This window comes from Nonomuraea sp. SBT364 (assembly GCF_001083785.1).
Classification (GTDB): Bacteria; Actinomycetota; Actinomycetes; order Streptosporangiales; family Streptosporangiaceae; genus Nonomuraea.
This window is the reverse complement of sequence record NZ_LAVL01000151.1, coordinates 1-19,794: the sequence shown is the minus strand read 5'-3', so window position 1 is coordinate 19,794 and position 19,794 is coordinate 1. Positions and strand designations below refer to the sequence as shown.

The window sequence follows — 19,794 nt, the reverse complement described above, 5'->3', positions numbered from 1 at the left end:
TGGTGGGGCCGGTGACGGGTTCGACGGCGGCGTTGGGGGCCGGCTGGCCGGTGAGGCGGACGATGAGCTGGTCGGCCGTGGGCCGCTGGGCGGGGTCCTTGGACAGGCAGGCCGCCACCAGCTCGCCGAGCGTGCCCTCCATGCTGCCGAGCTGCGGCTCCTCGTGGAGGATGCGGTTCATGACCACGGGGATCGAGTCGGCGCCGAAGGCCGGCTTGCCCGTGGCGGCGTAGACCATCGTGACGCCCCAGGCGAACACGTCGGCGGCCTCGGACACCGGCGAGGCGGCGGTGAGCTGCTCCGGGGCCAGGTACGACGGGGTGCCCATGGCCATGCCGGTGGCCGTGGCGCCGGGGGAGTCGAGGGCGCGGGCGATGCCGAAGTCGATCACCACCGGCCCTTCGGGGCCCATGAGCACGTTGGCGGGCTTGAAGTCGCGGTGCAGGATGCCGGCCCGGTGGATGGCGGCCAGGGCGGTGGCGGTGCTGATCGCCAGCCGCTCCAGGGCGGCGCCCCGGCGCGGCCCCTCGTTGATGACGAGCTCGCGCAGCGACGGCCCGGGCACGTACTCGCTGACGATGTACGGCCGGCTGCCCTCCAGGTCGGCGTGCAGCACCGGCGCGGTGCAGAACCGGGCGACCCGCTGGGCCACCGCGACCTCGCGCAGGAAGCGGCTGCGCGCCTCCGGGTCGGCCACCAGCGCGTGGTGCAGGAGCTTGACCGCGGCCTGCTCGCCGGACTCGGCCTTGCCCAGATAGACGACGCCTTGACCACCCTCGCCGAGCCGGGCGACGATGTCGTACTCGCCCAGCCGCCGCGGGTCGTCCGCCGCCAGCGGCTGGAACTGATTCACCCGGGACCCCCATAACAGAACGATCGCTGGGGCGAAACGCTACCAGCGTGACATGTGGTACGTACGCCGACCTGCTAGATCATTCACCTTTGACCCGGACAAGTCAGGGTTTCTGTGCAGGTCGTGGCTCAGGTCACGGGTTGGTGAACAAATGGCTGATCAGATGGCCTTGCCCGGGTTCAGCAGGCCCAACGGGTCGAAAACGGCCTTGATCCCGTGCTGCACGTCCTGCGCCACCGGCCCCGATTCCAGCGCCAGCCAGCGCCGCTTGAGCACGCCGACGCCGTGCTCGCCGGTGAGCGTGCCGCCGAGCTCCAGCGCCTTGGTGAACACCTCGTCCGCCGCGGCCCACACCTCGGGCGGAGGCTCGGCCGTACCGTGCTCGAAGACGAACGTCGGGTGCAGGTTGCCGTCGCCGGCGTGCGCGACCGTGCAGATGGGCACGCCGTGCCGGGCGGCGGCGGCCTCGATGGCGGTGATCATGTCGGGCAGCGCCGAACGGGGCACGCACACGTCCTCCACCAGGCACGCGCCGAGGCGCTCCTTGGCCTGGTAGGCCATCCGGCGCAGCCCGATCAGCTCCTCGGTCTCCTGCGGGCTGGACGACACGGCCACGAACGTGGCGCCGTTGTCCAGGCAGAGGCGTTCCATGCGCGCGGCCACGGCCTGGGCGTCGGCGGCGTCGGACTGCCCGATCAGCATGGCCATCGTGGCGGGCTCCAGGCCGATGTTGCGCCAGTCGTCGATGGCCTTCAGCGTGGCCCGGTCCAGCAGCTCCATCAGCGACGGCTGGCACCCGGCGGCCATGATGGCCGTCACGGCCGCGCCCGCGTCGCGCAGTGAGCCGAACTCGGCGGCGAACGTCGCGGGCGGCGCGGCCGGCGCCCGGCGCAGCCGCACCGTGGCCGAGGTGATCACGCCCAGCGTGCCCTCGGAGCCGACGAACAGCCCGGTCAGGTCGTAGCCGGTGACGCCCTTCATGGTCCTGCGGCCGGTGTCGAGCACCCGGCCGTCGGCCAGCACGACCTCCAGGCCGAGCGCCGAGTCACGGGTGACGCCGTACTTGACGCAGCGCAGCCCGCCCGCGTTCGTGGCCAGGTTGCCGCCGATCGTGGAGATCTCGTACGAGGACGGGTCGGGCGCGTACATGAGCCCGTGCTCCCGCGCGGCCCTGTCGAGGTCGGCGGTGATCACGCCGGGTTCGACCACGGCGATCTCGTCCACCGGCGAGAGCTCCCTGATCGCGGTCATCCGCGCCAGCGACAGGACCAGCGAGCCGTCGGAGGCCGTGGCGCCGCCCGCCAGCCCGGTGCCGGCGCCGCGCGGCACCACGGGCACCCGGTGCTCGGTCGCCCAGCGCATGGTGGTGACCACGTCGTCGCGGGAGGCGGCCAGCACCACTCCGAGTGGCTTGCCCGGCGCCACGAACGTGCGGTCGCGGGCGTAGGAGTCGATCACGTCCGGGTCGGTGACGACACGGCCGCCGGGCAGGGAGTTCACCAGAGCGTCGATGGGTCTCACATGAGAAACCTTACGGTTTGCGTGGACGGTGCCTTACGGCCAGACTGCCCGGGTGGAAGTGAGCTGTCCGGTGTGTGCGCAGGTCGACCAGGTCGTATCGGTGCCGGGGGCGGTCGCGGCGGGGACCACGTACCGGATCGGCCGGGTCCGGATGCCCGGCGAGCGCCAGGTCGCCGACCTGCCCACCGGGTCCGCGCTGGGCGTGTCCAAGCATCAGATGAGCCGCACCCAGCTGGCCGTCTGGCTGTCGTTCCCGAGCCGCCATTACGCGCCCTGGTCCAGGAACCAGGGCTACCTGCTGCTGCTCGTCGCCGCCCTGGCGCACCTGGTGGTGGCGCTGGTGCTGGCCATGGGCAAGCACTCGGGGTGGGCCGAGGTGCTGCTCGCGCCGTTCTGCCTGACGGGGGTGCTGTGGGGGTTCGGGATGCTGTTCGTGCTCGGCGCGCACGCGGCCCGCAAACGCGACCTGGCCGAGGGGCCGGCCCGGGAGAAGGCGCTGGCCGTCTGGGAGGGGCTCTACTACTGCTCGCGTGACAACGTCGCGTTCGAGCCGGGCGTCGGCGTCTCGTTCCACCCGAGCGAGACGCGCGAGTACATCTTCGGTTTCCGGCGTTCCGGAACCGCTTAGCATTCCCGGCACCGGCCTGTCGGGTATGCCTTTCTAGGCTGATGGCATGCTCATCAGCCCGCACCCCGTCGTGCCGCGCGTCGAGCGGCAGCACCGGCTCATCGAGGAGCTCAGGGCCACCGCGCCGCGCCCGCTGACGGCCGGGTCGCTGGCCGGGCGGACCGGCGTCAGCGTCCGCACCGTCGAGCGTGACCTGGCCGCACTCCAGGACGCCGGCCTGCCCATCGCCGCCAGGCGAGGCTCCGGCGGCGGCTACGCCATCGACGCGCGCCGGGAGCTGCCGCCGCTCGCGCTCACTCCCGGCGAGGCGTCGGCCCTGGTGGCGTCGCTGGTCGCGGTGGGACCCCGGGCCTCGGCCAGCGCCCAGTCGGCCCTGGCCAAGCTCATCACCGCGCTCTGCGAAGGAGGCGACCATGCTCGCGATCAGGGCCGAGGGACTGCATAAGGCGTTCGGGCCGGCGGTCGCGCTGGACGGCCTCGACCTGGAGGTCCCCGAGGGTTCGATCACCGCCCTGCTGGGACCGAACGGCGCCGGCAAGACCACGCTGATCAGGATCCTGGCCACGCTGTCGCGCCCCGGCCGGGGGCGGGCCGAGGTGTGCGGCTTCGACGTCACCGCCCGGCCGGACCGGGTGCGGGCCCTGATCGGCCTCACCGGGCAGTACGCGGCCGTCGACGAACTGCTGACCGGGCGGGAGAACCTGGTGCTGATCGGGCGGCTGGCCCGGATGGGCGCGGCGGCGGCCCGGGTCCGCGCCCGCGAGCTGATGGAGCTGTTCGAGCTGGAGGACCGGCGCGCGGGCACGTACTCGGGCGGCACCCGCAGACGGCTCGACCTGGCGGCCAGCCTGATGGCGCGGCCGCGGGTGCTCTTCTACCTGGAGGAGGCCGACCGGCTGGCCGGCGCCGTCACGCTGATCGACCGGGGCCGGGTGGTGACCACCGGCACGCCCGCCGAGCTCAAGTCCCGCGCCGGTGGGCCGCGCGCGGAAGTGGTGCTGGCCGACCCCGCCCAGGCGGGTCAGGCGATCACGGCGCTGGCCCGTTACGGCGAGCCGGGCGTACGGGACGCCACCGTGACCGTCCCGGTGGCCGAGGGCGCGCTGCCTGGCCTGCTGCGCGAGCTCGACGCGGCCGGCGTCGGCGTGGCGGAGCTGGCGCTGCGCCGCCCCACCCTGGACGACGCGTTCCTGGCGCTGACCGGACACGCCCCGCAGGACGGAGACGGCCGATGACCGTGCTCACGGCCGGGCGGTGGCTGCACGACGCCTGGCTGATGGCCGGGCGCAACACGCGCCGCATCCTGCGCGCCCCCAGGCTGCTGCTGATGTACGCGCTCATCCAGCCGGTGACGTTCATCCTGCTGTTCGCGTACGTCTTCAGCGGGGCGATCGCCACCCCCGGCGGGACTACGTGCAGTTCCTCATCCCGGCGATCTTCGTGCAGATGATCCTGTTCAGCTCGGCCGGGGCGGCGGCGGTCGGCCTGGCCGAGGACATGGAGCGGGGCGTCATGGTGGCCTGCGGGCTCCTGGTGGGCTTCCGGTTCCGCGGCGAGCCCGGCGCGATCGTGCTGGGGTTCGGGCTGCTGCTGCTGGCCGGGTTCGCCTTCTCCTGGGTGGCCGCGTTCGCCGGGCTGGCGGCCCGGGGCGCGGAGGCCGCCCAGGGGCTGGGGCTGGTCTGGCTGTTCCCGTTCACGTTCGTCAGGAGAACAGCCCCGTCACGCTGCTGGTCGAGACGTTGCGCGCGTGGTTCGGCGGGCGGCCGGCCGGCGAGCTCGCCGGCCGGTCCGTCGCCTGGTGCCTGGGGCTGATCCTGGTGTTCGGCGCGCTGGCCGTGCTGCGCCTGCGCCGGGCCGGGCGCTGAGCGCCTACGCGTGCTCCTCGGCGACCAGGCGGACGCAGACGGCCAGGCCCGCGATGGCCTGCTCCAGCTCCTCCAGGTCGGGGTAGGTGGGCGCGATGCGGATCGTGCGGTCGTCGGGGTCCTGGCCGTAGGGGTGGGTGGCGCCGGCCGGGGTCAGCGCGATGCCCGCGGCCTTGGCCTTGGCCACCACCTCGGCGGCGTGCGGCACGTCCAGGCTGATGAAGTAGCCGCCCTGCGGGCTGGTCCAGGTGGCCAGGTCGCCGAGCTCCTTGGCGAGCACCCGGTCGACCACCTCGAACTTGGGCCCGATCAGCTCGGCGTGCTTGCGCATGTGCGCGGCCACGCCGTCGGCGTCGCGCAGGAACTCCACGTGGCGCAGCTGGTTGAGCTTGTCCGGGCCGATGGACTGCTTGCGCGTGTTGCCGAGGAACCAGGCGACGTTGGCCGGGGAGGAGCCGAAGAACGCCACGCCCGCGCCCGCCAGCGTCACCTTCGAGGTGGAGCCGTAGACGAACGCGCGGTCCGCGTTGCCGTGCTCGGCGCAGAGCGCGAGCAGGTCGGCGAGCTCGGCCGGGGTGTCGGTCAGGTGGTGGACCGCGTAGGCGTTGTCCCAGAAGATCCGGAAGTCGGGCGCGGCGGCCGGCATGGCGGCCAGGCGGCGCACGGTCTCGTCGCCGTAGACGATGCCGGACGGGTTGCTGTACTTGGGCACGCACCAGATGCCCTTGACGCTCGCGTCGTCGGCGACCAGGCGCTCGACGACGTCCATGTCGGGGCCCTCGGCGGTCATGGGCACCGGGACCATCTTGATCCCGAACTCCTGGCAGATGGTGAAATGCCGGTCGTAGCCGGGCACCGGGCACAGGAACGTGATCTCCGGCTCCTCGACCCAGCGGCGCTCGGCGCCCGGGACCTTGCTCAGCAGCGCGTGCACGATGGTGTCGTGCATCATCGCCAGGCTGGCGTTGCCGCCCACCACGAGCTGCGCCGGCGGCACCTGCAGCAGCGGCCCGAACAGCTCGCGCAGCTCCGGCAGCCCCTGCAGGTCGCCGTAGTTGCGCGCGTCGAGGCCGTCGGCGGTGCGGTGGGACGAAGGCAGCTTGAGCATGTCGTCGGAGAGGTCGAGCTGGCGCGGTGACGGCTTGCCCCTGGTGAGGTCGAGCTTGAGCCCCCGCTGGACAAGGGCGGCATAGTCACGCGAAGCGTTCACGGGATTCTTCTCCTCCGATCGGGTCGCTACGAGGATAGAAGACTTCGCCCCCGCTCCAGGCACGCGTCCGCGATGTGGATGTCTTTCCCCGAACGGCTTCACGGACGGCGATCCTTGGCGTGGAATGGAGGGTGATCGGGGCAGGCCATACCTCTCGACTGGAGGGAGCAGCCGTGACCAGCGTCCGGGAGACGTCGATCGAGCAGGTCAGGCGCCGCCGCACCGGGACCGTGATCGCGTCCTGGCTGACCACGACCGATCACAAGGTCATCGGATACCTCTATCTGATCACCTCGTTCGCGTTCTTCCTCGTCGCGGGCGTCATGGCCATGATCATCCGGGCGGAGCTGGTCCAGCCGGGGACGCAGGTCGTCAACCCGGACATGTACAACCAGCTGTTCACCATGCACGGCACGATCATGCTGCTGCTGTTCGCCACCCCGCTGTTCGCCGGGTTCGCCAACGTGGTCATGCCGCTGCAGATCGGCGCCCCGGACGTGGCGTTCCCCAGGCTGAACGCGGTGGCGTACTGGCTGTTCCTGTTCGGCGGGCTGATGGTGGTGGCCGGGTTCTTCACGCCGGGCGGGGCGGCGGACTTCGGCTGGTTCGCCTACACGCCGCTGTCGTCGTCCACCTACTCGCCGCAGGTCGGCGGCGATCTGTGGATCATGGGGCTGACGATGTCGGGCCTCGGCACCATCCTCGGCGCGGTCAACTTCGTCACCACGATCATCGGCATGCGGGCGCCCGGCATGACCATGTTCCGGATGCCGCTGTTCACCTGGAACACGCTGCTGACCAGCATGCTCGTGCTGATGGCGTTCCCGGTGCTGGCCGCGGCCCTGCTGGCGCTGGAGGCCGACCGCAAGCTCGGCACGCACATCTACGACGCGGCCAACGGCGGGCCGATCCTGTGGCAGCACCTGTTCTGGTTCTTCGGGCATCCCGAGGTCTACATCATCGCGCTGCCGTTCTTCGGGATCATCACCGAGGTCATCCCGGTCTTCAGCCGTAAGCCGATCTTCGGCTACATAAGCCTGGTCGGGGCGACGATCGCGATCGCCGGGCTGTCGATGACGGTGTGGGCGCACCACATGTTCCCCACCGGGCAGGTGCTGCTGCCGTTCTTCTCGTTCATGACGTTCCTGATCGCGGTGCCGACGGGGGTGAAGTTCTTCAACTGGATCGGCACGATGTGGCGGGGGCATCTGTCGTTCGAGACGCCGATGCTGTTCGCGATCGGGTTCCTCGTGACGTTCCTGCTCGGCGGCCTGACCGGGATCATCCTGGCGTCGCCGCCGCTCGACTTCCACATCAGCGACACGTACTTCGTGGTGGCGCACTTCCACTACGTGGTGTTCGGCACCGTGGTTTTCGCGATGTTCTCCGGCTTCTACTTCTGGTGGCCGAAGATGACCGGGCGGATGCTCGACGACCGGCTCGGCAAGGTGCACTTCTGGACCCTGTTCGTCGGCTTCCACACCACCTTCCTGGTGCAGCACTGGCTCGGGCAGCTCGGCATGCCGCGCCGCTACGCCGACTACGGCGCGGGCGACGGGTTCACCACGCTCAACCAGATCTCCTCCGTCGGCGCGTTCCTGCTGGGCGCCTCGACGCTGCCGTTCCTCCACAACGTCTGGAAGACCGCGCGGCACGCGCCGAAGGTCACGCTCGACGACCCGTGGGGCTACGGCAACTCGCTGGAGTGGGCGACGTCCTGCCCGCCGCCCCGGCACAACTTCACGTCCATGCCGCCGATCCGCTCCGAGCGGCCCGCTTTCGACCTGCACTACCCCCACGAAGAAGAGCCGGCCGAGAAAAAGCCCGACTGACCTTTCCCGGACAAGGTCGCGGTGCTTGTGTGGAGATGACGTTTCGCCCATCTAAGGAGATCGGCGATGACAGGCACGAAGACCCCCTTCACCCCCGAGACGGCCCCCTGCGGCAAGAAGCACGGCGGTGAGCGTCTCCTCGACGAGGACGGCTACGGCCTGGTGATCCGTGACCAGCACTTCGACTGCGGCTGCCGCCGGATCCGTCACGAGTATCACGACGGCAGCATCCACCTGTCCGCCATCCGCTGCGACGGCAAGCGGGTGAAGGACCCGATCGAACCGGACCGCGGGAGCTGAACCAGATGATCGACGTGCTCATCGTGGGTGGGGGCGGGGCCGGGCTGCGGGCGGCCATCGCGGTCGCCGAGACCGACCCCTCCCTCACCGTGGCGGTCGTGTCGAAGGTCTATCCGATGCGCAGCCACACGGTCTCGGCCGAGGGCGGCGCCGCCGCGGTGATCGCCGCCGGCGACACCCTCGACGAGCACTGCTACGACACGATCTCCGGCGGCGACTGGCTGTGCGACCAGGACGCCGTGGAGGCTTTCGTGGCCGAGGCGCCGCGCGAGCTCATCCAGCTCGAACACTGGGGCTGCCCGTGGAGCCGCGAGCGCGACGGGCGCGTCGCGGTCCGCCCGTTCGGCGGCATGAAGCGGATGCGGACCTGGTACGCGGCCGACAAGACCGGGTTCCACCTGCTGCACACGCTGTTCCAGACCACGCTGAAATATCCCGGAATCGCGCGATACGACGAGTGGTACGTCACCCAGCTCGTCGTCGACGACGGCCGCGTCCACGGCGTGGTGGCCGTCGAGCTGCGCACCGGCCGCGTCGAGGCGATCCCCGCCAGGACCGTCATCCTGGCCACCGGCGGCTGCGGCCGGGCCTTCCCCTTCACCACCAACGCCGCCATCAAGTCCGGCGACGGCATGGCCCTGGCCTACCGGGCGGGCGCGCCGCTGAAGGACATGGAGTTCGTCCAGTACCACCCGACCGGCCTGCCGTTCACCGGCATCCTCATCACCGAGGCGGCCAGGGCGGAGGGCGGCTGGCTCATCAACAAGGACGGCTACCGCTACCTCCAGGACTACGACCTCGGCACCCCCACCCCGGCGCCCCGGCTGCGCAGCATGGAGCTGGGCCCGCGCGACCGCCTGTCGCAGGCGTTCGTGCACGAGCAGAGCAAGGGCCGCACCGTCGACACGCCGTACGGTCCCGTCGTCTACCTGGACCTGCGCCATCTGGGCGAGGGCAAGATCGAGGCGCGCATCCCGTTCGTCCGCGAGCTGTGCCGCAGCTACCAGAACCTCGACCCGGTCACCGACCTCATCCCGGTCCGCCCGGTCGTGCACTACATGATGGGCGGCGTCCACACCGACCTCGACGGCGCCACGCCGATCGCCGGGCTGTTCGCGGCGGGCGAGACGGCCTGCGTGAGCATCAACGGCGCCAACCGGCTCGGCTCCAACTCGCTGCCGGAGATCCTCGTTTTCGGCAGGCGCGCCGGCGTCGCCGCCGCCGGGTTCGCCCGCCTGCACCGCGACGGCGAGGCGGCCGCCGTACGCAGCCAGGGCGCCGACGAGCGGCGGCGGCTCGACCGGGCGCGGGAGGGCGGCGGCGGTGAGCGGATCGCGGACCTGCGCGAGGAGATGCAGCACACGCTGGAGGGCGCGGCCGGCATCTACCGGACCGGCGACGTGCTCGCCAAGGCCGCCGACACGCTGGCCGAGCTGCGCGAGCGGGCCGCCGGGGCGCTCGTGGACGACTCCAGCACCGCCTTCAACACCGAGCTGGTCGCCCTGCTGGAGCTGCACGCCATGCTCGACGTCGCGCGGACGATCGTGGCCTGCGCGGCCGACCGGCAGGAGTCGCGCGGCGCCCACCAGCGCACCGACTTCCCGGCCAGGGACGACACCGCCTACCTGGCGCACTCGCTGGTGCACCGGGCCCCCGACGGCAGCCCCTCGGTCGGCCCGCTGCCCGTGACGATCACCCGCTGGCCTCCCGGGGAAAGGGTCTATGGCCGTGACTGACTCGATTCGGCTGGAAGTGGCCCGCTACCGGCCCGGGCAGGACGACGAGCCCGTGTTCGAGGGGTACGAGGTGCCGCTGCGCCCCGACTGGGCCGTGCTCGACGGGCTCGCCCACATCAAGGACCGGCTCGACGGCAGCCTGTCGTTCCGCTGGTCGTGCCGGATGGGGATCTGCGGCTCGTGCGGCATGACCGTCAACGGCGAGCCCCGGCTGACCTGCGGCACCTTCCTCACCGAGTACGGCACGGGCCCGGTCAGGGTCGAGCCGCTCAAGGGCTTCCCGGTCATCAGGGACCTGGTCGTGGACATCGACGACTTCCTGGCCAAGCTGTCGTCGGTGCGGCCGTGGCTGATCAGGGAGGGGGAGGCGCTGCCGCTGACCGCCGAGTACGCCCAGACGCCGGCCCAGCTCGACGCCTACAAGCAGTACAGCATGTGCATCAACTGCATGCTGTGCTACTCGGCCTGCCCGGTGTACGTGCTCGATCCGGACTTCCTCGGCCCGGCGGCCATCGCGCTGGCCCAGCGCTACAACCTGGACTCGCGCGACATGGACGACCGCTTCGACGTGCTCAACCTGGACGAGGCCGTCTGGGGGTGCACGTTCGTGGGCGAGTGCACCCGGGCCTGCCCCAAGCACGTGGACCCGGCCGAGGCGATCCAGCGCTACAAGCTGACCGCCGCGCTGCGCTCGGTGCTGCCGTGGAGCAGGCGATGACGGCCCCCGTCCACCGCCCGCCCAGGGACGCCCTCTGGTTCGCCCGCAGCCGCCGCTACACCCTGTTCGTGCTGCGCGAGCTGACCAGCGTCTTCGTCGCCTGGACCGTCGCGTACCTGGTCATGCTCGCCGACTCGGTGCTCGCGGGGACGTACGCGCAGTTCATGGCGCTGGCGGCGCGCCCGTGGATGATCGCCGTCAACGTGGTGGCGCTGGCGGCGACCGCGTTCCACGCGATCACGTTCCTCAACCTGGCCCCGAAGGCGACCGTGGTGCGGCTGGACGGCTGGCGGGTGCCCGCCTGGATGATCCAGGGCGGCAACCACTCCGGCTGGCTGCTCGTCTCGGCGGTGATCGCCTACTTCATCCTGAGGTCGCCATGAGAAGGACGCCGGAGCCGTATCTGTGGCTGCTGTTCAGCGGCGGGGGGATCGTCGCGGCGCTCGTGCTGCCGGTGCTGGTGCTGCTGTTCGGGGTGCTCATGCCGCTCGGCGTGCTGGACTGGCCCGGAGCCGGGGAACTGGCCGCGCTGCTGGACCCGCTCGTGGTGCGGCTGGGGCTGCTGGTGGTCGTGGTGCTGTGCCTGTTCCACGCGGCGCACCGGATCAGGTTCACCAGTGAGGAACTGCTGGGGATCGCGCGGTACGACGCGCTCGTAGCCGTCCTCTGTTACGGGGGAGCGGTTACGGGCGGGATCATTGCCGCGATGCGGCTGTTGTGAAATGTCGTAGTTTGATCACATTTCCACAACCTACTTTACGCAATCTTTAGATTCGGTCTACCGTGCCGGTTTGCAAGACCCTATGGCCATTGCGCCCGGCGATCCCGGGCAGAAGGGGTTACTGGTGCCCAGCACGAAGCGCCTATTAGCCACAATCCCGGCGGTAGCCCTCCTCGGCGCCGCCCTGACCGTCCCCAGCGCTCAGGCCGACTCGGTCGCGTCCTACGAGCCCAGCGCGTCTGACTACTACATTAACTACGCACCACCGAGGGACGAGGACCCGCCCGCCGAGCCGGGTGCCCCGGGCAAGAACAAGCGATCGATCGCCGCGGCGAAGAAGATCGACCAGAAATTCAGCAGCGGCAACCCGGCCGCCGCCCGGGTGCTCGCGGCCCGCGAGGCGGAGGCCATCCGGACCGGTCGCAACCCCGCTGAATGGATCTTCAAGAAGTCCAAGCAGACGAAGACCGCCAAGCTGCTCACGCTGCTGGTCGAGTTCAACGAGAACGCCAACGACGACTTCTCCGGCTTCAACCGGCTGCGGACCGTCGACAGCGCCCCCGACGACTGCGTCGTCGAGCCGGCCGGCACGCTCAAGAACGGCCCCCTGCACAACAACATCCCGGACCCGGCCACGCTGCCGCACAAGGACAACAACTCCTTCTGGGTCAAGGACTTCAGCCCCGAGCACTTCAACAAGATGCTCTACACCGACAAGGGCATCACCGAGCGCGTCCGGCCCGACCTGAAGGACCCGCGCGACGGCAAGCCCGGCATCGACATCTCCGGCTTCACCATGAAGAAGATGTACGAGGAGATGTCCAAGGGCGCCTACTCCGTCACCGGCTCCGCGGTCGGCTGGATCAAGGCCCCGCACTCCGAGGCCTGGTACGGCGCGGCCGCCTGTGGCGGAGTCGTGCAGGACATGTCGGGCCACCCCGACAACCCGCTCGGCGCCGGCCAGCTCGCCATCGACGCGGTCAACGTCCTGTCGCAGACGCAGCCCGACTTCCCGTGGGCCGACTACGACATCGAGGACGTCTCCGACGCCGACGGTGACGGCAACTTCGCCGAGCCCGACGGCGTGATCGACCACCTCGTGCTCGTGCACGCCGGCAAGGACAAGTCGTCCGACGGCGGCGCCGAGGGCACCTACGCCATCTGGGCGCACTCCAGCGCGGTCGCCGGCGGCTACGCGGTGCCCGGCACCGACAAGAAGATCTCGAACTACATCGTGCAGCCCGAGGACTCCGGCGTCGGCGTCTTCGCCCACGAGTACGGCCACGACCTGGGCCTGCCCGACCTGTACGACACCTCCGGCTCGGCCAGCTCCGCGGTGGACTTCTGGGACCTGATGTCCAGCGGCTCCCACTCCGGCCCCATCTTCCAGTCGATGCCCACCCACATGGGCCTCTGGGACAAGTGGGTGCTCGGCTGGGCGAACCCGAAGGTGTTCAACCCGGGTGACAGCAAGAAGCTCGTCACGGTCGGCCAGTCGTCGCGCACGCCGCGGTTCACCGAGGACGGCGTCCGCGTCAACCTCGCCTCCGAGCCGCTGAAGATGGTCGACCCGCACAGCGGCTCGAACGCCTGGTGGTCCGGCATGGACCAGGAGTGGGCCAACGTCTCCCTGGCCCGCGACGTCGAGGTGCCCGCCGGGACCGACGTCCGGTTCTGGATGTGGAACAACTACGAGATCGAGGCCGACTGGGACTTCGGCTTCGTCGAGGTGTCCACCGACGGCGGCGCCACCTGGACCCAGCAGAAGGTCTACGACGAGGCCGGCGCCGAGATCACCACGCCGGACGGCTACCCCGACCCGAACAAGAACCTCGCCACGTTCGGCAACAAGAAGTACGGCATCACCGGCAACACCGACGGCTGGCGGCACGACTACGTCAACCTGACCCCGTTCGCCGGTCAGACGATCAAGCTGCGGCTGGCGTACAACACCGACGCGGCCTTCACGCCGCGCGGCTGGCACGCCGACGACTTCGAGATCACCAACGGCGGCAGCTCCGTGTGGAGCGACGACGTCGAGAACGGCGAGAACGGCTGGCGCGCCTTCGGCGGCACGTTCACCAACACCAGCGGCCAGGGCTGGACGATCAACAACGGCGAGCGCCAGATCGACCGGTTCTACCTCGCCGAGTGGCGCAACTTCGACGGCTTCGACAAGGGCCTGCAGTACGCCTACGACAGCACGTACTCGCGTGACGGCGCGTGGAAGGTGGAGAAGGTCAAGTACAACGCGCCGGGCCTGCTGGTCTGGTACCGCGACTCGACCTACACCAACAACGTGCTGGCCAACAACCTCGAAGCGGCGCCGAGCATCGGCTCCAAGGGCAGCCTGCTGCTCGTGGACTCGCACTACGACCCGCTGCGCCGCACCGGCACGGCGGCCGAGAAGGACCCGACGCGGCACAAGAACATGGAGGGCCGCTCGCAGACCTCCAACGCCGCGTTCTCCTTCAAGAAGACCTACCCGTTCAAGGAGTGCCTGGAGGCCGCCGACGAGCCGTTCAGCGAGTACTGCACGGACGTCCCCGCGCTGAAGGGCGTGCCGCACTTCACTGACGCCAAGACCTGGTACCCGGGTCTGGAGCTGCAGGACGGCGGGCTCTACTACCGGGACTTCGACGCCTCCGTGGTCGTCCCGAGCAAGGACGACCAGCCGTACAGCACCCGCGTGGTGAACCTCGACGGCACCCCGGCGACCGAGCTCTACGGCACCGACCTCGGCAACGGCCACATCCTCGGCTCCGGCAACCCCGGCGACGAGGGCAAGGCGCTGGGCGTCCAGTTCAAGCTGGTCACCCCGCTGCCGGGCAACCTGGGCGCCCTCGTCCAGGTGATCCCGCCGAAGAAGTGATCCAAGGGCCGCCGGGCGGTGTCCCGGCGGCCCTAACATTGGTGACCATGAGCGAATTGCGCACCAAGGCCGAGCACACCGAGGCGATCCGGCAGGATCGCAGGGTGGCGGTGGTGATCAACACTCGCTCGCGCCGTGGCCGCCGCCACTACTTCGAGGTGATCGAGCAACTGCACGAGCTGGGCTACGAGCCGCTGGCGGAGATCGGCGTCTACAACCCCAAGCGACTGCGTGACCTGCTCGACACGGCCCTGGCGACGGGGCCCGACCTGCTGATCGTCGGTGGCGGCGACGGCACCCTGTCCTCCGCCGTGCGCCACGTCGCCCATCGCGACGTGGCGCTCGGCGTGCTCCCGCTCGGCACCACCAACAACTTCGCCCGCAGCCTGGGCCTGCCGCTCGATCTGGCGGGCGCGATCCGGGTGTTCGACACGGGCAAGGTGGCCGACATCGACCTCGGCATGGCCGACGACCGGCCGTTCGCCAACCTGGCCAGCTTCGGCGTCTCCGTCGAGGTGGCGGGCAAGGTCAAGCCGTGGCTCAAGCGGGTGCTGGGCCGGCCCGCCTACCCGCTGACGGCGCTGACCGTGCTGCCGGGGCACCGGCCCTTCCGCGCCTACATCACCGTCGACGGGCAGCGGCACGAGCTGCTCACCCACCAGCTCAACATCGCCAACGGCCGCTTCCACGGCGGCTGGCAGGTGGCCCGCGACATCAGCATCGACGACGGCATGCTGGTGGCCTACCAGCTCGGCTCCGGCAAGAAGCTGCGCCTGCTGATGGAGACGCTGGCCCGGGCCACGACCGGGCGGTGGCGCAGCCTGGCGGGCGGGCCGTTCGTCATCGGGCGCGAGATGCTGCTGGAGACCGACCCGCCGATGGCCGCCGACGTCGACGGCGAGGTGCGGCTGCGCACCCCGATCCGGCTGCGCGTGGTGCCCAACGGGGTGCGCGTGATGGTGCCCGCCGAGTTCGAGGACCGCTGAGTTCGGGGACCGCCGATCGTCACAGCTCCGCGAGCAGCCGGTCGATCCGCTCGCGGGTGAGCGGGCGGGCCAGCATCCTCTCCAGCCGCGTGGCGGCCCGCTCCCGGTTCTCCCCGCTCTCGGCGGGGTTGACGGCCCGGCGGGCGTAGAAGTCCAGCAGGTGGGCCTGGACGGCGACGGCCGTGGAGAAGTCCGCCGGCCGCGTGACCCGCGCCGGACCGCCCGCGTCGAGGTAGGCGGCATACGCCTCGGCCGCGGCTTCTGTGGCGGCTTCTGTGTCGGCGAGGACGGCGGCCAGCTCGCGCTCCGGCGCGCAGGGGCCGCAGTTCTCCCAGTCGAGCACCACGACGCCGCCGTCGGCCGCCCGGCGCAGGTTGTCGGGGCCGAGGTCGCGGTGGCACGTCGTGACCCCTACCGGGGGCGTCACCAGGTCGTCGAGCGCGGCCAGCTCCGGCAGCAGCCGCTCCAGCTCGGCGCCCCACGCCCCGGCGCGCGGGATCCGGGCCCAGGCGTCGCGTCCCAGCGGCGCGGCGAACCAGTCGTCCACCGGCCGGTCCGCCGGATGCCCCACCCGGTGCACGGCGGCCGCCGCCGCCCCCAGCATGGCGGCCGTCGGCGGCTCGGCGGTCAGCTCCTCCCACGCGTAGACGCGCACGTCGTGCGGCTCGGCGCGCAGGATCACCCGGCCGTCAAGGGCCAGGACAGGCGGCGGCAGCCGCACGCCCGAGGCCGCCGCCGCCCGCTGGAACGCCACGTCCAGCGCGGCATCGGCCTCCGGGACGTCGATGAGCAGCTCCTTGACCGCCCACGAACCCCGCTCGGTGCCGACCCGCCAGATCAGCCCCAGCTCGCCCCGTGCGGCGTAGACGGGCTCGCCGGTCAGGGCTCCCAGCCCGTATCGCTCCGCGACCAGCGCCGCGGTCTCCGTACGCAATGGCTTTCTCCTAACGCAGGCGGCGGTAGAGATCGGTGAGTGGCGCCGACAGGCCGGCGGGCGGCGGGAAGACGCGCAGCAGCAGGTCGGGCTCCGCCGCCGGCGGGCGGCGCTCGGGCCGGGCGGTGCCCGAGGGCGCGTAGAAGTCGGCGAGCCGGTCGGCGAACGGCACGTCGGCCACCTCCAGCGGCGCCCCGCCCGCCGTCGCCAGCGAGCCGAGCAGCTCCTCGCGGGTGCGCCCGCGCCAGGCGAGCACCAGGAACGGGTCGTCGTCGAACGACTCGGCCAGCAGGTAGAGCACCGCCGACACGTGCTTGCACGGGAAGCCCCAGTCGGGGCACGAGCACGTCATGTCCAGATCGCGCGGGAACAGGTCGGCGCCGAGCGCCGCGAACAGCTCCTCGATCTCCTCGGGCATCTCCCCGGCCAGCAGCCTCGCCTTGTGGACCGCCTGCTCGGCGACGGCCCGCTCGACCGCCTGCCAGCGCTCCTCGCCGAAGACCTCGACGGCGATCGTCACCCGGTAGGGAGCCGGCCGCGAACCCTGCACGGACGCGGTGGCCAGACCGGGCGACAGGTCGATCGACAGGACCTGCCCGGCCCTGGCGTAGCCGCGCCCGCGTGACAGGCGGCCCTTGTCGCAGACCCGCTCCAGGACGTCGATGAACCGCCGCGACCACCAGGTCGAGCCGATCGATCCGCGCCGCGACCGGGCGCGGATGCCGCCCTCGACGCTGATCGGCGTGCTCCAGCCCGGCACGCTCAGCTCACCGCCCCGGCGGTCAGGCGGAACACCTCGCGCAGCTCCCCGGTCGACAGATCCGTCAGCCAGTCCTCGCCGGCGCCGACCACCCGCTCCGCCAGCGCCTTCTTCCGCTCGATCATCTCATCCACCCGCTCCTCCAGGGTGCCGGCGCAGATCAGCTTGCGCACCTGCACATTCTTGCGCTGGCCGATGCGGAACGCGCGGTCGGTCGCCTGGTCCTCGACCGCCGGGTTCCACCAGCGGTCCACGTGCACGACGTGGTTGGCGGCCGTCAGATTGAGGCCAACCCCGGCGGCCTTCAGCGACAGCAGGAACAGCATCGGCTCGTCGTCCTGCTGGAAACGGTCGACCAGCCGGTCGCGGGTCTTCTTCGGCAGGCCGCCGTGCAACCACAGCACCGGCCGGTCCAGCCGCTGCGCCAGATAGGGCTGCAGCATGCTGCCGAACTCCGCGTACTGGGTGAACAGCAGCGCCTTCTCGCCCTCGGCCAGGATCTCCTCCGCGAGCTGCTCCAGCCGCGCCAGCTTGCCCGACCTGCCCGCCAGCCGGGAGCCGTCCTTGAGCAGGTGGGCCGGATGGTTGCAGACCTGCTTCAGCTTGGCCATCGCCGCCAGCACCAGGCCGCGCCGCTCGATCCCCTCACTGCCGTCGATCTTGCCCAGCATGTCGTCCACCACCGCCTGGTACAGCGACGCCTGCTCGGCCGTCAGCGTGCACCACTCCTTGACCTCCAGCTTCTCCGGCAGGTCGGAGATGATCGAGGAGTCGGTCTTGAGCCGGCGCAGGATGAACGGCCCCGTCGCCCGTTTGAGCGCGTGCGCCGCCTGCTCGTCCTGCCGGGCCTCGATCGGCTCCTGGAACCGGGTACGGAAACGCGCCTTCGGCCCCAGCAGGCCCGGATTGGCGAACTCCATGATCGACCAGAGCTCGGCCAGATGGTTCTCCACCGGGGTGCCGGTCAGCGCCAGCCGCGTGCCCGCCGGGATCGACCGCACCGCCTGCGCCTGCAGGGTGCCGCTGTTCTTGATCGCCTGTGCCTCGTCGCACACCACCCGCCGCCAGGTGACCCGCCGCAGCGTCTCCAGGTCGCGCTGGGCGGTCCCGTAGGTGGTGATCACCAGGTCGGCGCCGTCGATCAGCGCCGCGTCCCTGCCGCTGCCGTGGTGGACGTGCACGCGCAGGCCCGGCGCGAACCTGGCGGCCTCCCGCTGCCAGTTGCCCACCAGCGACATCGGGCACACCAGCAGCGTCGGCGTCGCGGCCCGCTCGTGCACGAGCAGCGCCAGCGTGGTGATCGTCTTGCCCAGCCCCATGTCGTCGGCCAGCACCCCGCCCAGCCCCAGCTCCGACAGGAAGCTCAGCCAGGCCAGCCCGCGCTCCTGGTAGGGGCGGAGCGTCGCGTCGATGCCCGCCGGCGTCGTGATCGGGGCCAGCCGCCGCTCGGCCCGCCCCGACAGCAGATCGCCCAGCACCCCGTCGGCGTCGACCTCCAGCAGCGGCAGCTCGTCGTCGCCCTGCACCACGTGCCGCAGCACCTCCGCCGCCGGCAGCTCGCCGCCGCGATCACCGCCGACCGCCCGCAGCGCCGCGGCCAGCTGGCGCTCGTCCAGCTCCACCCACTGGCCCCGCACCCGCACCAGCGGCACCTTCAACCGGGCCAGCTCGGCCAGCTCCGCCTCGCTGATCGTCTCGCCGCCCACGGCCAGGTCGATCCGGAAGTCCACCAGCTCGCGCAGCCCGAAACCCTGGCTCGCCGCCGCGCTCTGCCCCTTCGTCCGAGTCGTCAGCTTCAGCCCCAGCTTGGTACGGCCCGCCCAGCGGGGGAGCTGCACCCCGAAGCCGGCGGCCTGCAGCAGCGGCGCCGCCTCACGCAGGAACCCGAACGCGCCCGCCGTGTCGAGCACCAGCTCCTCCGGTTGCGGCACCCGCAACGCCCGGTCCAGCTCCGGGTAGAGCCGCACCGCCCGGCCCAGCCCGGCCAGCAGCTCGCGCTCCGCGCCCGCCGGCAGCCCGGCCACCGGCTCACCGCCCCACACCTTCCCGGCGGGCACGTACAGGCTCGGGTCGTCGGCCGCCTGCAACGCCAACTCCACCCGCCACTCCGCCCCGCCGCCGGCCTCGTCGGCGGGGGCTTCCGGGGCGCCGATCGGCTCGGCCAGGCGGAAGCACACCCGGGTGGCGCCCTCGGCGGTCTCCACGGACTCGCGCCACGCCTCCAGCTCCCGTCGCAGCTCCGGGACGTCGGAGCAGGCGGCGTCGGCGGAAGCCAGCGCGGCCAGCCACCCCTCACGCCCCGGCCTCCCGCGCCCGGCCCGCCCCGTCGCGTCCGGGCCGGCGCGTCCGGGCTCGTCCGGAGTGGTGTGTACGGGCTCGTGGAGGGCGGCCCTGACCAGCGTGTCGGCGAAGGCGTCCAGCGCCTGCCTGAGCACCTCCCCGGACCGTCGCTCCACCGCCCAGGTGCGGCAGGCGGGTGGCATGGCGAGGGCGAGGTCGCGGAAGCAGGCGGCGTCGGCCCCGGTGAGCACCACCCGCCAGCCCGCCCGCGCGCCACCGCCCTCGATCGCCGTCAGCTGAGGAATGACCCGCCCGCGCCGCACGAGGTCCCTGGCGAACCCGGCGACCACCCCCCAATGCCGCACCGTCCCCCCGGCCACGCCACCGAGCTCGTACGTGCCGCCGGGCCGGTCGGCGCCGCCGGGTCCGTGCGTGCCGCCGGGTCCGTACGTGCCGCTGGGGGCGCCCGCGTCTGCGGGCCCGTCTGCGGGCCCGTCTGCGTCTGTGTGGCCGGCGGCGGGGGTGGCGGGGAGGGCGGGGCCGCCCCCCCCCGCGGCGCCTAGGGGATCGGGGGGGGG

Annotated in this window: 19 protein-coding genes; 13 read left to right on the top strand and 6 right to left on the bottom strand. The window is 71.6% G+C overall.

Going from position 1 to position 19,794, the window contains the following annotated elements; genetic code table 11:
* Both ADY59_RS38360 and ADY59_RS38355 read right to left on the bottom strand, forming a co-directional pair.
* On the bottom strand, positions 1–853 hold an 853-nt coding region (locus tag ADY59_RS38360; protein ID WP_049573344.1), incomplete at its 3' end, for a serine/threonine-protein kinase.
* Between the two features lie 159 nt (positions 854–1,012).
* On the bottom strand, positions 1,013–2,374 hold the full coding sequence (locus tag ADY59_RS38355) for an FAD-binding oxidoreductase (protein ID WP_231619093.1): 1,362 nt from the start codon (positions 2,372–2,374) through the stop codon (positions 1,013–1,015).
* Between the two features lie 70 nt (positions 2,375–2,444).
* On the opposite strand from ADY59_RS38355, the gene ADY59_RS38350 reads away from it, so the two are divergent.
* The 5 genes from ADY59_RS38350 to ADY59_RS38330 are packed head-to-tail and all read left to right on the top strand — an operon-like array spanning position 2,445 to position 4,814.
* A complete protein-coding gene (locus ADY59_RS38350; RefSeq protein ID WP_049573342.1) occupies positions 2,445–3,002 on the top strand; it encodes a hypothetical protein in 558 nt (185 codons plus the stop codon).
* A gap of 46 nt (positions 3,003–3,048) precedes the next feature.
* On the top strand, positions 3,049–3,447 hold the full coding sequence (locus ADY59_RS38345; RefSeq protein ID WP_049573339.1) for a helix-turn-helix transcriptional regulator: 399 nt from the start codon (positions 3,049–3,051) through the stop codon (positions 3,445–3,447).
* The gene (locus tag ADY59_RS38340; protein WP_049573337.1) at positions 3,416–4,237 is read left to right on the top strand and encodes an ATP-binding cassette domain-containing protein; all 822 of its coding nucleotides are present in this window, start codon (positions 3,416–3,418) and stop codon (positions 4,235–4,237) included. The genes ADY59_RS38345 and ADY59_RS38340 overlap by 32 nt, the downstream gene beginning before the upstream one ends.
* A complete protein-coding gene (locus tag ADY59_RS38335; protein WP_049573334.1) occupies positions 4,234–4,452 on the top strand; it encodes a hypothetical protein in 219 nt (72 codons plus the stop codon). Before ADY59_RS38340 ends, ADY59_RS38335 begins: the two co-directional genes overlap by 4 nt.
* Complete coding sequence (locus tag ADY59_RS38330) at positions 4,416–4,814, top strand: hypothetical protein (protein ID WP_049573331.1); 399 nt, start codon at positions 4,416–4,418, stop codon at positions 4,812–4,814. The genes ADY59_RS38335 and ADY59_RS38330 overlap by 37 nt, the downstream gene beginning before the upstream one ends.
* A 57-nt stretch (positions 4,815–4,871) precedes the next feature.
* Here ADY59_RS38330 and ADY59_RS38325 read toward each other — a convergent pair whose 3' ends face one another.
* Complete coding sequence (locus ADY59_RS38325; protein WP_082310724.1) at positions 4,872–6,077, bottom strand: aminotransferase class I/II-fold pyridoxal phosphate-dependent enzyme; 1,206 nt, start codon at positions 6,075–6,077, stop codon at positions 4,872–4,874.
* Positions 6,078–6,250: 173 nt separating this feature from the next.
* On the opposite strand from ADY59_RS38325, the gene ctaD reads away from it, so the two are divergent.
* The 8 genes from ctaD (at position 6,251) to ADY59_RS38285 (ending at position 15,242) form a co-directional block, all read left to right on the top strand.
* Entirely contained in the window at positions 6,251–7,909 is a 1,659-nt protein-coding gene (ctaD, locus tag ADY59_RS38320; RefSeq protein ID WP_049573328.1) for an aa3-type cytochrome oxidase subunit I, read from the top strand.
* A gap of 66 nt (positions 7,910–7,975) precedes the next feature.
* Positions 7,976–8,209 carry a hypothetical protein gene (locus ADY59_RS38315; RefSeq protein WP_049573325.1) on the top strand — a complete coding sequence of 78 codons (234 nt, stop codon included), beginning with the start codon at positions 7,976–7,978 and terminating at the stop codon, positions 8,207–8,209.
* A gap of 5 nt (positions 8,210–8,214) precedes the next feature.
* Complete coding sequence (gene frdA / locus ADY59_RS38310; RefSeq protein ID WP_049573324.1) at positions 8,215–9,945, top strand: fumarate reductase (quinol) flavoprotein subunit; 1,731 nt, start codon at positions 8,215–8,217, stop codon at positions 9,943–9,945.
* Positions 9,938–10,663, top strand: coding sequence for a succinate dehydrogenase iron-sulfur subunit (gene sdhB, locus ADY59_RS38305; RefSeq protein ID WP_049573349.1), 726 nt, complete (start codon positions 9,938–9,940; stop codon positions 10,661–10,663). The genes frdA and sdhB overlap by 8 nt, the downstream gene beginning before the upstream one ends.
* The gene (locus ADY59_RS38300; protein ID WP_049573323.1) at positions 10,660–11,046 is read left to right on the top strand and encodes a hypothetical protein; all 387 of its coding nucleotides are present in this window, start codon (positions 10,660–10,662) and stop codon (positions 11,044–11,046) included. Before sdhB ends, ADY59_RS38300 begins: the two co-directional genes overlap by 4 nt.
* Positions 11,043–11,384 carry a fumarate reductase subunit FrdD gene (gene frdD / locus ADY59_RS38295; protein ID WP_049573319.1) on the top strand — a complete coding sequence of 114 codons (342 nt, stop codon included), beginning with the start codon at positions 11,043–11,045 and terminating at the stop codon, positions 11,382–11,384. Before ADY59_RS38300 ends, frdD begins: the two co-directional genes overlap by 4 nt.
* Before the next feature lie 124 nt (positions 11,385–11,508).
* Entirely contained in the window at positions 11,509–14,256 is a 2,748-nt protein-coding gene (locus ADY59_RS38290; protein WP_231619092.1) for an immune inhibitor A domain-containing protein, read from the top strand.
* Positions 14,257–14,303: 47 nt separating this feature from the next.
* A complete protein-coding gene (locus tag ADY59_RS38285) occupies positions 14,304–15,242 on the top strand; it encodes a diacylglycerol/lipid kinase family protein (protein WP_049573313.1) in 939 nt (312 codons plus the stop codon).
* A 19-nt stretch (positions 15,243–15,261) separates the two neighbouring features.
* Here ADY59_RS38285 and ADY59_RS38280 read toward each other — a convergent pair whose 3' ends face one another.
* Genes ADY59_RS38280 through ADY59_RS38270 form a run of 3 tightly spaced genes read right to left on the bottom strand, consistent with a single transcriptional unit; the run spans position 15,262 to position 19,596 of the window.
* The gene (locus ADY59_RS38280; RefSeq protein WP_049573311.1) at positions 15,262–16,176 is read right to left on the bottom strand and encodes a phosphotransferase; all 915 of its coding nucleotides are present in this window, start codon (positions 16,174–16,176) and stop codon (positions 15,262–15,264) included.
* A gap of 10 nt (positions 16,177–16,186) precedes the next feature.
* A complete protein-coding gene (locus ADY59_RS38275; RefSeq protein ID WP_231619091.1) occupies positions 16,187–16,936 on the bottom strand; it encodes an SWIM zinc finger family protein in 750 nt (249 codons plus the stop codon).
* 2 nt (positions 16,937–16,938) lie between these two features.
* Positions 16,939–19,596, bottom strand: a complete 2,658-nt coding sequence (locus ADY59_RS38270) for a DEAD/DEAH box helicase (RefSeq protein WP_269433675.1) — start codon at positions 19,594–19,596, stop codon at positions 16,939–16,941.
* Positions 19,597–19,794: the final 198 nt, after the last annotated feature.

What these genes read in the sequence shown, in the direction of transcription:
- ADY59_RS38345 (WP_049573339.1), top strand. Translation starts at nt 3,049, where the DNA reads ATGCTCATCAGCCCGCACCCCGTCGTGCCGCGCGTCGAGCGGCAGCAC.
- ADY59_RS38340 (WP_049573337.1), top strand. Translation starts at nt 3,416, where the DNA reads ATGCTCGCGATCAGGGCCGAGGGACTGCATAAGGCGTTCGGGCCGGCG.
- ADY59_RS38335 (WP_049573334.1), top strand. Translation starts at nt 4,234, where the DNA reads ATGACCGTGCTCACGGCCGGGCGGTGGCTGCACGACGCCTGGCTGATG.
- ADY59_RS38315 (WP_049573325.1), top strand. Translation starts at nt 7,976, where the DNA reads ATGACAGGCACGAAGACCCCCTTCACCCCCGAGACGGCCCCCTGCGGC.
- frdA (WP_049573324.1), top strand. Translation starts at nt 8,215, where the DNA reads ATGATCGACGTGCTCATCGTGGGTGGGGGCGGGGCCGGGCTGCGGGCG.
- ADY59_RS38300 (WP_049573323.1), top strand. Translation starts at nt 10,660, where the DNA reads ATGACGGCCCCCGTCCACCGCCCGCCCAGGGACGCCCTCTGGTTCGCC.
- frdD (WP_049573319.1), top strand. Translation starts at nt 11,043, where the DNA reads ATGAGAAGGACGCCGGAGCCGTATCTGTGGCTGCTGTTCAGCGGCGGG.
- ADY59_RS38285 (WP_049573313.1), top strand. Translation starts at nt 14,304, where the DNA reads ATGAGCGAATTGCGCACCAAGGCCGAGCACACCGAGGCGATCCGGCAG.